The sequence below is a fragment of the Phaeovulum sp. W22_SRMD_FR3 genome (genome assembly GCF_052113705.1).
Taxonomy (GTDB): domain Bacteria; phylum Pseudomonadota; class Alphaproteobacteria; order Rhodobacterales; family Rhodobacteraceae; genus JBGQOG01.
The window spans coordinates 53386-66557 of record NZ_JBGQOG010000018.1 but is presented as its reverse complement, the minus strand read 5'-3'; the positions used below and the strand labels follow the sequence as shown (position 1 = coordinate 66557).

General features: G+C 65.1%; 11 protein-coding genes. 3 read left to right on the top strand and 8 right to left on the bottom strand.

What is annotated here, in order from left to right; genetic code table 11:
- Nucleotides 1-16 precede the first annotated feature (16 nt).
- The 8 genes from hfq to dusB form a co-directional block, all read right to left on the bottom strand.
- A complete protein-coding gene (hfq, locus tag ACEN2S_RS18515; protein WP_107323454.1) occupies nt 17-250 on the bottom strand; it encodes an RNA chaperone Hfq in 234 nt (77 codons plus the stop codon).
- Nucleotides 251-388: 138 nt separating this feature from the next.
- Complete coding sequence (locus ACEN2S_RS18510) at nt 389-1909, bottom strand: TrkH family potassium uptake protein (RefSeq protein ID WP_441868891.1); 1521 nt, start codon at nt 1907-1909, stop codon at nt 389-391.
- Nucleotides 1909-3285: a Trk system potassium transporter TrkA gene (gene trkA, locus ACEN2S_RS18505; protein ID WP_441868888.1), complete on the bottom strand. Its 1377-nt coding sequence runs from the start codon at nt 3283-3285 to the stop codon at nt 1909-1911. The genes ACEN2S_RS18510 and trkA overlap by 1 nt, the downstream gene beginning before the upstream one ends.
- A 175-nt stretch (nt 3286-3460) precedes the next feature.
- The gene (gene ntrX, locus ACEN2S_RS18500) at nt 3461-4882 is read right to left on the bottom strand and encodes a nitrogen assimilation response regulator NtrX (protein ID WP_441868885.1); all 1422 of its coding nucleotides are present in this window, start codon (nt 4880-4882) and stop codon (nt 3461-3463) included.
- Nucleotides 4879-7173: an ATP-binding protein gene (locus ACEN2S_RS18495; RefSeq protein ID WP_441868882.1), complete on the bottom strand. Its 2295-nt coding sequence runs from the start codon at nt 7171-7173 to the stop codon at nt 4879-4881. The genes ntrX and ACEN2S_RS18495 overlap by 4 nt, the downstream gene beginning before the upstream one ends.
- Nucleotides 7174-7243: 70 nt before the next feature.
- The gene (locus tag ACEN2S_RS18490) at nt 7244-8611 is read right to left on the bottom strand and encodes a response regulator (protein ID WP_441868879.1); all 1368 of its coding nucleotides are present in this window, start codon (nt 8609-8611) and stop codon (nt 7244-7246) included.
- Complete coding sequence (locus ACEN2S_RS18485) at nt 8611-9690, bottom strand: two-component system sensor histidine kinase NtrB (protein WP_441868876.1); 1080 nt, start codon at nt 9688-9690, stop codon at nt 8611-8613. Before ACEN2S_RS18485 ends, ACEN2S_RS18490 begins: the two co-directional genes overlap by 1 nt.
- Nucleotides 9687-10667 (bottom strand): tRNA dihydrouridine synthase DusB, encoded by a 981-nt coding sequence (gene dusB / locus ACEN2S_RS18480; protein WP_441868873.1) that lies wholly within the window; start codon nt 10665-10667, stop codon nt 9687-9689. The genes ACEN2S_RS18485 and dusB overlap by 4 nt, the downstream gene beginning before the upstream one ends.
- Before the next feature lie 192 nt (nt 10668-10859).
- Between dusB and ACEN2S_RS18475 the strand changes: the two genes are divergently transcribed.
- The 3 genes from ACEN2S_RS18475 to ACEN2S_RS18465 are packed head-to-tail and all read left to right on the top strand — an operon-like array spanning nt 10860 to nt 12954.
- Nucleotides 10860-11987 carry a bifunctional 2-C-methyl-D-erythritol 4-phosphate cytidylyltransferase/2-C-methyl-D-erythritol 2,4-cyclodiphosphate synthase gene (locus ACEN2S_RS18475; protein ID WP_441868870.1) on the top strand — a complete coding sequence of 376 codons (1128 nt, stop codon included), beginning with the start codon at nt 10860-10862 and terminating at the stop codon, nt 11985-11987.
- The gene (locus ACEN2S_RS18470) at nt 11984-12481 is read left to right on the top strand and encodes a phosphatidylglycerophosphatase A family protein (RefSeq protein ID WP_441868867.1); all 498 of its coding nucleotides are present in this window, start codon (nt 11984-11986) and stop codon (nt 12479-12481) included. Before ACEN2S_RS18475 ends, ACEN2S_RS18470 begins: the two co-directional genes overlap by 4 nt.
- Nucleotides 12478-12954, top strand: coding sequence for a CinA family protein (locus ACEN2S_RS18465; RefSeq protein ID WP_441868864.1), 477 nt, complete (start codon nt 12478-12480; stop codon nt 12952-12954). The genes ACEN2S_RS18470 and ACEN2S_RS18465 overlap by 4 nt, the downstream gene beginning before the upstream one ends.
- Nucleotides 12955-13172 lie beyond the last annotated feature (218 nt).

The following is a 13172-nucleotide window of genomic DNA, read 5'->3' as shown; positions in this document are numbered from 1 at the left end:
ACCAGCTGGGGATCGCTCAGTCTTCGCCCTCGTACAGGCTGATCGGTTGACCCGGCATGATGGTGGAGATCGCGTGTTTGTAGACGAGTTGCGATTGACCATCACGGCGCAAGAGCACGCAGAAATTGTCAAACCAGGTGATCACGCCTTGCAGTTTCACGCCGTTGATCAGGAAGATCGTCACCGGAACCTTGGTCTTGCGCACATGATTCAGGAACGCATCCTGCAAGTTTTGTTTATCGGCAGCCATTGTTTTTATTGCCTTTGTTCTTTTTTTGTCCGTTCGCGGTGGTGCAAAACCTCCCCGACACTTTGCAACTATGCCGAAGATCGGGGGAGATTCCAGCCCAAAAAACCGATGCTTAGCGCACAAGCGCCGCCCCGTGTCCTAGCTGCGCCAGAATTCCGGGTTCAGGAGCGCGATAATCGCCAGCGTTTCCAGCCGTCCAAGCACCATGGCGGCGGCCAGAACCGCCTTGGCATCCGCCCCGAGGATGGACCAGGACAGGGGCTCCTGCACCGCCAACGTGGCCAGCGGGCCGGTGTTGGACAAAGCGGAAATCCCGAGCACCATGGCCGGTTCAAAGGCGATCCCGGCCATCCCCAGCGCCATCATCACCACGGCAATCGCCATCGCGAAGAGCATGAAGAAGATCCAGGACATATAGGCCCCGTCGCGCCGCAAGCGCCGTGCCACCACGCCGCCGCCACCCACCGAGGAGGGATGCACCAGACGTTCCAGCTCACGCTCGCCATGCCGCAAAAGCGCATAGACCCGCAGGAGTTTCACCCCGCCCGCCGTGGTGGCAACGCCGCCGCCGGTGATGGCGAGCCCGGCGAGGATCATCCCCGGCGTGCCAAGGCCCGACCAGCCGCGCGCCTCGGCCCAGCCATGTGATTCAAAGCCGGTGGTGGTCAGGAAGGACAGCACCGTGAACACCCCGCCCCAGAGCGCCTGCGCCGCCATCCCCAGATCCTGCCCCTCGGCCACGTCCAGCGCGCCGATCCAGTGGCGCAGGAACAGCAAGGCGGGCACGATCACCACCAGAGCCGCCGCCAGCCGCAGCTCGGGATCATCGCGCAGCGCATCGGTCGCGCGCAGCTCGCCGCCGCCGGGCCAGAGCCTGCGCGACAGCGCCGGGATCATGAACAGCAACACCGAGATTTCCCCGATGAAGCCCGAGGGCGCATAGGCGGTGCCGCCGATCGGCGAGATGCCCGAGGTGGAGAGCGTCGACATCGCGTGGCAGAGCGCCACCAGCGCGGGGTCACCTGCCAGCAGCAGCGCCACCCAGAGCGCAAAGGTCAGTGCGGTGTAGATCGGGAACAGTGTCGCGGCATAACGCACGATGCGGGTGCCCGGATCGACATTGCGCATGATCGGCCCCGGACGGCCCGCCGCATCATCGGCGCTGGTGCCGACGCCGGCCAGCACCTCAAAGCCGCCGATCCGCATTGGCGCCATCACCGCCACCGCCATCACCAGAATGAAAAAGCCGCCCATCCAGCCCACTTGCGCGCGCCACAGATGCAGGCTGGGCGCCAGACGTGCGGGTTCATAGAGCGTGGCGCCGGTGGTGGTCAGCGAAGAGACCATTTCCCACCAAGCGTTGAAGAGGCCGGTGTCTGGCAAAGCCTCGTTGAAGGGCACCGCCAGCATCAGGGGCAGCACGGTGAAGGTGCCGAGCATCGCCAGCAGGTGGCTGCGCGCCTGATGCCCCGGCCGGTTCGCCGCCGTGGCCAGCGACAGAAGCGCCACGAGGATCAGAAAGATCGTGCCCGAATAGAAGAACGGCCGCGAAATCGCGTAGTCGCGCAGCACGAAGGCATGAAAGGCCGGGACGAACATCGCCACCGCCCCGATCCCCATCAGGATCACCATCAAGGGAAGGTCGAGGATCCGCCGCATCAGAAAAAGTCGATCGAAACCTGGAGCAACCGCTCCACCTCCGGGATGTCGGAGGACAGCGCGAAAAGCGCGATCACATCGCCCTCCTCCACCTTGGTGTCGCCGGTGGGTTTCACCACCTTGTCGCCCTTCATCAGCGCGCCGACCAGCACGCCTTCCGGGAAGGCGATGTCGCGCACCATCCGCCCGGTGATCGGCGAGGTCGAGAGCACCTGCGCCTCGATCACCTCGGCCTCGGCGTCACCGATGGAGTAGATTGCGCGCACCCGGCCATGCCGGATGTGCCGCAGGATCGAGGAGACGGTGGTCGCGCGCGGGTTGATATAGGCGTCAATGTCGAGGGCCGACATCAGCGGCACCAGCGTCGGGTCATTGACCAGCGCAATCGCCATCTTGCAGCCCGCCTGTTTCGCGCGGACCGAGGCGAGGATGTTGGTCTTGTCGTCGTCGGTCACCACCAGCACCGCATCGGCGCGGGCAATATCCGCCTCATCCAGCAGATCGGCGTTCAGACCGTCGCCATTGAGTACGATGGTCCGTTCCAGCAGATCCGCCGCGCGTTCGGCCATGCCGCGGTTCTTCTCGATCACCTTGGTGCGCACCCGGTCGGTCCGCGCCTCAAGCGCCCGCGCCACCGCGAGGCCGACATTGCCGCCGCCGATGATGACGATGCGTTCCTGCTTGTGCGTCGCCTTGCCAAAGATCTCCAGCGTGCGGTTCACGTCTTCATTGTGGGAGAAGACATAGATCTGATCCTCGGCAAAGAGCTGATCGCCGGGCTCGGGCGCAAACAGCCGCCCCTCGCGCCGCACACCGACCACGATGGCGCGCAGGGTCGAGAAAAGATCCGTCAGCTGCCGCAAGGGCGTGTTCAGCACCGGGCAATCGGCATCGAGCGCGATGCCCAGAAGCTGGGCCTTGCCGCCCATGAAACTTTCGGTGTCAAAGGTCGAGGGGGCGGCCAGCCGTTGCAAGGCGGCCTCGGCCACCTCGCGCTCGGGGCTGATTACCACGTCAATCGGCAGATGGTCGCGGCGGAACAGATCGACATAGGCCGGATCCATATAGCTGGACGCGCGCAGACGGGCGATCTTGCGGGTGATGCCGAACACCGAATGCGCCACCTGACAGGTGACCATGTTCACCTCATCCGAATGGGTCGCGGCGATGATCAGGTCACAATCGCGGGCCCCGGCACGTTCCAGCACGTCAGGATAGCTCGCGAAGCCCGCCACCCCCTGCACGTCAAGCGTATCCGTCGCGCGGCGCACCAGTTCGGGGTTGCTGTCCACCACCGTCACATCATTGCGTTCGCCCGAGAGGTGACGTGCGATCTGCCACCCCACCTGACCCGCGCCGCAGATGATCACTTTCATGCTGTCTCTCCGTCCGGCCTTTCGGCAACGCCTCTAGGTCGCATGCCGCAGGGCCGGGGTCAATTCTTCCCGCCCGACGGGGCCCGAAATATCCCCGTGGCGGCTGCGGCCCCGCTGGGGGGCGCAGGATATGCCCGCGCGGCAGGCAGGTGGCGTTTGGGTCCGGCGTTGCCGCTCAGACCTCTTCTTCCTCGTCGAGCATCAGATCATCCAGATGCGCCACCCGGCCCCCCGCCTTGGACGAGGTGACCACGCCCAGAGATTTCAGCTTGCGGTGCAGCGCCGAGCGTTCCATGCCGACGAAATTCGCCGTGCGGCTGATGTTGCCGCCAAAGCGGTTGATCTGCGTCAGCAGATATTCGCGTTCAAAGAGTTCGCGGGCCTCGCGCAGCGGCAAGGTCGCCAAGGCGCCGCCGAGCACGATCCGCCCTTCATCGCCCCGGCCCGCCTCTTGCCCGGGCAGTTCGCGCGGCTCGATCGGGCCATTGCCATCGCCGAGGATCAGCACCCGCTCCATCACATTGCGCAGCTGGCGGATGTTGCCCGGCCATTCCATCGCCTGCATCACCGCCGAGGCATCCTCGGAGATCTCGCGCAGGGCGAGGCCCTGAGTGCGGTTGAAAATCTCGATGAAATGCGCAGCCAGCAGCGGAATATCCTCGCGCCGTTCGCTGAGCGCCGGCACCGCAATCGGCACCACGTTCAGCCGGTCAAACAGCTCTTGGCGGAAGCGCCCGGCGGCAATTTCCTGCGCCAGATCGCGGGTGGTCGAGGAAATGACCCGCAAATCCACCCGCACCTTGTCGACGCCGCCGACGCGGGTGAATTGCTGTTCGGTCAGCACCCGCAGGATTTTGGACTGGGTGCCCAGCGGCATGTCGGCCACTTCGTCAAAGTAAATGACGCCGCCATGCGATTGTTCCAACAGGCCTTTTTCAACGCCACGCTCGGGCGTTTCCCGACCGAAGAGGACCTCTTCCATCCGCTCGGGTGCGATGGAGGCCGAGTTCACGGTGATGAACGGCGCCGCCGCCCGTGCAGAACCCGCATGGATGAAGCGCGCGGCCACTTCCTTGCCCGAGCCCGGCTCGCCGGTCAGCATCACCCGGCCGTTGGATTTGGTCACCTTGTCCAGCTGTTCGCGCAATTTGCGGAAACCGACCGATTGGCCCAGCATCTCCGCCGAGGTCACTTCGCGCCGCCGCAGCGTCGAATTTTCGCGCCTGAGGCGGGCGGTTTCCATCGCCCGGCTGATGACCACCATCAACTGGTCGATGTTAAAGGGTTTTTCGATGAAGTCATAGGCGCCCTGCCGGATCGCCGCGACGGCAATCTCGATATTCCCATGCCCGGAAATGATGATCACCGGCACGTCCGGGTTGTCGCGTTTCACCTGTTTCAGGATGTCGATCCCGTCCATCCGGCTGTCCTTCAGCCAGATGTCGAGGATCATCAGCGCGGGCGGCTCGGCGTTGAGCTCGGCCATGCAATCATCCGAATTGGCCGCCATCCGTGTGGCGAAACCCTCATCTTTCAGGATGTCCGAGATCAGTTCCCGGATGTCCTTCTCATCGTCTACGATCAGAATATCACTCATATCGTCTCCGTCGGGGCGCTCGTACCCCTTTCCTTGACTGCCCGGTCTTTTGCAACCCGTCCCGCCGCGGCACGTGCGCGCGGCAGGCGGATTTCGGCCAACGCGCCGCTGTGTGCGGCGCCCCCCATCGGGGGTGCATCTGAAAGCGTCAATGTACCACCATGTTCTTCAATGATTTTCTTCACAATCGGCAGGCCGAGGCCCGTGCCCTTGGACCGCGTGGTCACATAGGGCTCAAACAACCGCGCCCGGTCGGGCGGCAGGCCGATGCCATTGTCGGCGATCTGAATGACCACCAGATCCGGTGCCACTTCCATCGAGACCCGCACCATCGGCGACCATCCCTCCGGTACGCCTTTTTCCGTCAGGCTTTCAATGGCTTCCCCGGCGTTCTTTATGAGGTTTGTCACCGCCTGCGACAGCATGGTCCCGTCCAGCTCGACCAGAATCGCCTCATCGGGCAGTTCAGACACCAGCCGGGCCCCGTGCAGCGCGTCTTGCTGCAAGATCACCGCATCTTTCAGGATCCGCGTCAGATCATGCTCGCGCCGGTCGGGTTCCGGCATGCGGGCGAAACGCGAAAACTCATCCACAATGCGCCGCAAGTCATTGACCTGCCGGACAATTACTCCGGTGTACTGCTCCAGCGCCTCACTCTCGGCGCCCACCATCGGGGTGAATTTGCGCCGGATCCGTTCCGCCGACAGCTGGATCGGCGTCAGCGGGTTCTTGATCTCATGCGCGATCCGCCGCGCCACATCGCCCCAGGCCGCCATGCGCTGCGCCGAGACCAGCTCGGTCACATCGTCAAAGGCGACCACATAGCCCTCGGGCTGGCCCTGCACATCCTGCCGCACCGCCATCCGCACCAGCAGGCTTTCCAGCCGACCGCCGCGGGAAATGCGGATTTCCTCTTGCGCAACGTCATGAAAACTGTCGCGCAACCGCTCGAAAAGACGCGCAAATTCCGGAACCGCCTCAGTCAGCGGCCGGTGATGGTCGCGGATGAAATCCAGCTCCAGCAGCCGCAAAGCCGAGCGGTTGAGAAAGTCGATCTCGCCCGCCGCATCCAGACCGATCACCCCGGAGGTGACCGAGCCCAGCACGGAATCAAACAGCCGCCGCCGCTCCTCGGTTTCCTGATGGCTCTCCATCAGCGCGTGGCGTTGCCCCTTCAGCTGCCGCGTCATCCGGTTGAAGGCGCGGCCCAGCGTCGCGATCTCATCATCGCCCTGCTCTTCGGTCACCCGGCTGTCGAGGTCGCCATCGCCGACCCGCACCGCCGCCTGCGCCAGCCGCCCGATGGGCCGCGCCAGCGTTTCGGCAAACCACAGCCCCAGCCAGATCGCCGCCATGATCAGCAGAAGCGCAAAGCCGAGATAGACCGCGCCGAATTCCGCCAGCACCTTGCCCCGCGTCGTTTCCAGCTGTTGATAGAGCCCCACCGTCTCGCGCGTGTCGTCCAGCAGGCTGAGGATCTGCCCGTCGACTTCGCGGCTGACATAAAGGTAGCGGTCCACATATTCATCCAGCGGCACCAGCGCGCGCAATTCGCCGCCCGGCCAATCCTCGATCAGCTGCACGCCGTCTGTTTCAGCGGCCTTCAACACCGCGGCCGAGGGTTTTTCAAAGTCGAACAGATAGCTGCGCTCGCCGCGCGCCCGGATCTCGCCGGTGCCGTCGATCACATAGGCCTCGCGCAGCCCGCGCTGCACCAGCGCCTGGCCCTGCGTCAGCAGTTCGCGCAGATCGCCGTCGGTGAGGAAAACGCTGGCCTGCCGCCGCAGGTTGAGAAAGGCGGCCAGCGCCTCGACATCCTCGGTCAGGTCGTTGCGGTGCTCATCCTGGTAGGCCTCGGCGGCGGCAAGCGAAGTGCCCACCACCTCGCGCACCCGGTCCGAGAACCAGCCCTCCAGCCCGATGTTCACTGTCAGCCCGGCAAAGACCGCCACCAGCACCGTGGGCACCAGCGCGATGCCCGCGAAAATCCCGGTCAGGCGCAGGTGCAGATGGCTGCCCGCCGAGCGCGCGCGCCGGGCGGCGATCATCCGCATCAGCCGCGCCAGAACCAGCGTCGCCAGCAAGAGAAAGTAGACGAGATCGGCCAGGAGGATCAGCCGCAGCTCGGTGCTCTGCGCGCCCTGCCCCCAGGGTCCGAGCACCATGAAGGTGCCCAAAGCCAGCAGCGGACCCAGGACCACCAGCCCCAGACGGCCAGCATTCTGAACCCGGCGTTGCCGCCGAAAATGTGCCAGCCTGTCCCAGACAGACCTTTGTACCAAGCCGCGCAAAACTGTCCCCCGGTGCAGGGTGGCGGTGATTCCGGCCTATGACCGAACTGCCACCCCACCTGTGGCGGTTTTACATCAGTTTGCGGCGCCGTGTCACCTGAATATCCAGCTCGGTGATCTTCTTACGCAAAGTATTGCGGTTGATCCCCAAAAGATCGGCACATTTTGCTTGGTTGCCAGCGGTGGCCTCCAAGGCGATTTCGATCAGAGGCGCCTCAACTTCGCGCAAAATCCGGTCATAGAGGCCGGGGGCAGGCAGATTGCTGCCGTGCAGATCGAAGTAGCGCCGCAGATGCCGCATGACCGAGGCCGAGAGTTTTTCGCCCTCGCCGCCCGAGCGCAAAGGCTCGATCGCGGGTTGGTTGCCGAGGACCGCCTCGACCTCGGGGCGCATGATCTCTTCCTCCGGGCTGGTCACCACCAGCCGCCGGATGGTGTTCTCAAGCTGGCGCACGTTGCCCGGCCAGCTGTAGGCGCGGATCAGCGTCAGCGCCTCGGCCGACAGACGCCGTGTCCCTGCCCCCTCGCGCTCGGCGCGGCCCAGGAAGTGGTCGGCCAAGAGCGGAATGTCCTCGACCCGTTCACGCAGCGAGGGCACGCCGAGGGTGACGCCGCCCAGACGGTAGAACAGATCCTGCCGGAAGCGCCCGGCCTCCATCTGCGCCATCAGGTCAACCTGGCTGGTCGCCATGATCCGCGGCGCCGGGTCGGGCAAAGCGTCGAGCATGCGCACGATGCGCGCCTGCGCTTCATCGTCAAAATCGCCGACTTCGTCAAAGACGAGGCTGCCGCCGCGCGCGCGCGCCATCATCGCCGAGGGGCCATCGGCGCCCTGCAGATCGGCCGCCTGCGCCACCACGAAAGGCAGGGTGCGCCGGTCCGAGAAATCATGGATCGCCCGCGCGATCAGCGATTTGCCGGTGCCGCTCTCGCCGGTGATCAGCACCGGCAGATCGGTGTTCATCACCCGCGCCACCAGCCGGTAGAGCGATTGCATGGCGGGCGTGCGCCCCACCAGCGGCAGATCGCCGCCCGCCTCGCGCGGCTCAACCGCTTTCGCGGGGATCGCGCGGCGTTTTTGATCCAGTGCGCGGGCGGCGCGTTTCATCAGATCGGGCAGGTCAAAGGGTTTGGGGAGGTAGTCATAGGCCTCGGCCTCGGCGGCCTGAATCGCCGTCATGATGGTGTTTTGCGCCGAAATCACGATCACGGGCAGGCCCGGCCGCTCCTTGGCGATGCGGGGCAGCGCCTCCAGCCCGTTGCCATCGGGCATCATCACATCCGAGATGACCAGATCGCCCTTCCCCTCCTCGACCCAACGCATCAGCGTCATCAGCGAGGAGGTGGCATGCACTTTGCAGCCTGCGCGGGTCAGCGCCTGGGTGAGCACGGTACGGATCGTGCGGTCGTCATCGGCGACAAGGATCGTGCCGTCCATCAGCTAATCTCCAGGTTCTTCGGGGCAACAGGTAGGGAAATTCGAAAGACCGTGCGGCCGGGAACGGAATCCACCGAAACCCATCCGCCATGGTCCGAGATGATCTTGGACACCAGCGCCAGACCGAGGCCGGTGCCGTTTTCGCGGCCCGAGACGAAGGGCTCAAAGAGCTCGGTGGCGATGGCGGGCGGAATGCCGGGGCCGTCGTCGATGATCTCGACCTGCAGGGGCAGCGCCGAGCCGGTGCCATCCTTGCGCCGCAGCCGCAGCGAGAGGTCATAGAAGGAATGGATGCGGATCGTGCCCTTGGCGCCCTTGGTCGCCTCGGCGGCATTCTTCAGGAGGTTGAGGAACACCTGCGTCAGCTGATCGGCATCGCCCAAAGTCGAGGGCAGCGAGGGGTCGTAATCCTCGACGATCTGCATATGGGCGGCAAAGCCCACCAGCGCCGATTTCCGCGCCCGGTCCAGCACGTCATGGATATTGACGGCCCGGAGTTCGGGCGGGCGGACATTCCCGAATTGCTCAACCTGTTCAAGAAGTTTCACGATCCGTCGCGTCTCGGCCACGATCAGATCTGTCAGCTCCAGATCTTCGCCCTGCAAGCCCATGCTCAAGAGCTGCGCCGCGCCCGAGATGCCCGCCAGCGGGTTCTTGATCTCATGCGCCAGCATCTCGGCCATACCAATCGCCGAACGCGCCGCCGATTTCACCTGTTGCGCCCGGCCCAGCCGCTCGGCCAGTTCGCGCGGGGAAATCAGCATCAAAATCGTGTCCGGATCCTCGCCCAGCGGCGCCACCGAGATGTTGCACTGCACCGGGGCCTTTTCGCCGGTGCCGATGTCCACATCATTCATGAACAAAGCCGAGCGGTTGGCGCGGACGCGGGCGAAAATCTCTTCCAGCGGCGCATCAATCGCCACCCGGTCATAGAGCGAATTGCCCTTCAGCGCCTTGGCCGAAATGTTGAGGAAGGTTTCCGACGCGGGATTGATCTCGATCACCCGGTCGCTGCGGTCGATCAACAGTGCGGGGATCGGCAGGCTGGACCAGATGATGCCGGGGGCTGGCAGGTTCATGCGGCTTCCTTTCCGGCATCGCGGAAGGCGGCGCGGATCAGGGCGCGCACGGCCTCGGGGCGGTCGGCCACCATCATCTCGGCCCGCAGCGGCGCGCCCGCTTCATCGGCGTACCACCCCAGATGTTTGCGCGCGAGGCGCAGGCCGATCTCGGCGCCGTAAAACTCCAGCATCAACTCATAATGCTCGGCGATCAGATCGGCGAGCGCGGCGCCGGTCGGGATCACCGGTGCCGGCGTGCCGTGCAGCGCATGGGCAATCTCGGCCAGCCGCCAGGGCGCGCCCTGCGCCCCCCGGCCTAGCATGACGCCATCCGCCCCCGAGAGCGCCCGCGCCTCGGCCGCGGTTTCGGCATTCACCACATCGCCATTGGCGACGACGGGAATGCGCACCGCTTGCTTCACCGCGCGGATGGCGGCCCAATCGGCATTGCCTTTGTAAAACTGCATCCGGGTGCGGCCATGCACCACCACCATCTGCACGCCCGCCCCCTCGGCCCGCGCCGCGAGATCGGGTGCGTTCAGACAATCGGTATCCCAGCCCAGCCGCATCTTCAGCGTCACCGGCACATCCACCGCGCCGGTCACCGCCTCAATCAGCCGCAATGCATGGTCAGGATCGCGCATCAGCGCCGAGCCGGAGAGGCCGCCCGTGACCTTCTTCGCCGGGCAGCCCATGTTGATGTCGATGATGCGGGCGCCCATATCGGCCACGATGCGCGCGGCCTCTGCCATCGGCTGCGCCTCGCGCCCCGCCAATTGCACCGAGGCCGCCATGTCCAGCCCGAGATCGGCGCGCGCCTTGGCCCGGACCGAGGGTTTCGCCGTCAGCATCTCGCCCGAGGCCACCATTTCCGACACCACCAGCCCCGCGCCAAACCGCGCCACCATCCGGCGGAACGGCAAATCGGTGATGCCCGCCATCGGCGCCAGAAATACCGGCGGGTCCAACGTGATCTGTGCCAGTTCGATGGTCACTTGCTTAATCCTTGTGCGTTGGAACGAGGGGTAGACCTGCCTGCGTGGAATCACAACCATCGCGGCCACCGCATCGCGCGGAAAAATTGCCATCGCCCAAATATTAGGCGTTATGCCTGACAAAAGCGCGCATTGCGCCTTTTCGCCGCTTGTCCTAAGCCTTTCGCCAGCGATCAGGAAGGGCCAAGCCGCATGAGTATTGCCGCGATCATCGTTGCTGCCGGACGCGGGCGCCGCGCGGGCGGTGCCGTCCCCAAACAATGGGCGGATCTGGCGGGCCAGCCGGTGCTGGCGCATACGGTTGCGGCATTCGCGCATCTGGACCGGGTGCTGGTGGTGCTGCATCCGGATGATTTCGCGCAAGGACGCCGTTTGCTCGGCGGCGGCGTCACGCTGGTGGCGGGCGGCGACACCCGGGCGCAGAGCGTCAAGAACGCGCTGGAAGTGCTTGAGGGCGCAGGAATTACCAAGGTTCTGATCCATGATGGTGCAAGGCCCCTCGTCGCGCCCGCGCTGATCGGCGCGGTGTTGGCGGCGCTGGACACGGCCAAAGCCGCCGCCCCGGCAGTGCCGGTCACCGATGCGCTCTGGCGGGGGGTGGATGACCGGGTGACCGGCACCGAGGACCGCAGCGGCCTCTACCGGGCGCAGACGCCGCAGGGGTTTGATTTCGCCACCATCCTCGCCGCCCACCGTGCGCATCCCGGGGATGCGGCGGATGATGTGGCGGTGGTGCGCGCAGCGGGCCATCCGGTGACCATCGTGCCCGGCGACGAGGCCAATCTGAAAATTACCTATGCTGCCGATTTTCAACGTGCAGCCAATATGTTGAGGACCGACATGGATGTAAGATGCGGCAATGGCTATGATGTGCATGCCTTTTGCGCGGGCGATCATGTGATGCTCTGCGGGGTGAAAGTGCCGCATGACAAAGGGCTCTTGGGCCATTCCGACGCCGATGTCGGCATGCATGCGCTGACCGACGCGCTTTATGGCGCGCTGGCCGAGGGCGATATTGGCCGCCATTTCCCGCCCTCGGACCCGCAATGGAAAGGTGCCGCCTCGGAGATTTTCCTCGCGCATGCGGCGGAGCTGGCCGCCAAACGCGGCTATAAAATCAGCAATGTTGATGTGACTCTGGTTTGCGAGCGGCCGAAAGTCGGCCCGCATGCCCTTGCCATGGCCGCCGAATTGGCGCGTATCATGGGCGTTGACCCGGGCCGCGTCTCGGTGAAAGCCACCACCTCGGAGCGTCTGGGTTTCACCGGCCGCGAAGAGGGTATCGCCGCAATCGCCACAGCAACCCTGGTGTCCGCATGACCTTCAGCCGCCTTCTCAGCACCTTTTTCGGCGCGGGCCTATTGCGCCCGGCCCCCGGCACCTGGGGATCAGCGGTGGCCATTGGCCTCGGGCTGATCATCCACGGGCTCGGCAGCTTTCCCCTGCTCTTCGCGGCCTTCGTCGCGGTGACCGGCTGGGGCTTTTGGGCCTGCGAGCGCGAATTGGCCAGCCGCCCCGGCGAAGACCCGTCGGAGATCGTCATCGACGAGGTGGCGGGGCAATGGCTGGCGCTGCTGGCCCCCTCCTTCGGCTTTTGGATGATGGGCCTCGACAATTGGCGTTTCCCCTATCCGGGCTGGGTCGGTGCCTTCGTCTTCTTCCGTCTTTTTGACATCTGGAAGCCCTGGCTTGTGGGCCGCGCCGACCGACGGCACGATGCGGCGGGGGTGATGCTGGATGACCTTTGGGCGGGTCTGTTCGCCGGGATTGCCACCATGGTGGCGGCCGGCCTTGCACATGGATTTCTGATGTGAGCATTACAGCACAAATTCTTGATCTTGCACGGCAAAAGTCATTCAAACTCGCTGCGGCCGAAAGCTGCTCCGGCGGTCTGATCGCCGTGGCGCTGACCGATCTGCCCGGCAGCTCCGAGACCTTTGACCGGGGCTTTGTCACCTATTCCAACGCCGCCAAGCAAGAAATGCTGGGCGTCGGCACCGGCACTTTGGCCGAATATGGCGCGGTCAGCGAAGAGGTCGCGCGCGAGATGGCCGAAGGGGCGCTTGAGCATTCGGCGGCGGATATCGCCGTGGCGGTGACGGGCATTGCCGGGCCCGGCGGCTCCAAGGTCAAGCCCGAGGGGCGGGTCTGCTTCGGCCTCGCCCGGCGCAATGGCGCAACACGGGTGGAGACGGTGGATTTCGGCCCGCTCGGCCGCAATGCGGTGCGCCATGCCACCCGCGATCACGCTTTGGCGCTGATCCTGATCGCCCTGCGCGAGGCCTGAGAGCGCCCCCCGGCCCCCGGCACCCCGCGGCGAGAGAGTCGCGCGGTGCTGCATCTTTCATCACAAAGACGCATCCAAAAGCGCCACATTGCGCTTTTTCGCGCCTTTATTTTGGGCGATTTGCGCAATGCGCGCGATATTGGCGCCCTTGCAGGCATCTGCCTCTTTTAACATCGCCCCGCGCATGTTCCTCAGCGGCCCACGGTGGCGCGGGATGC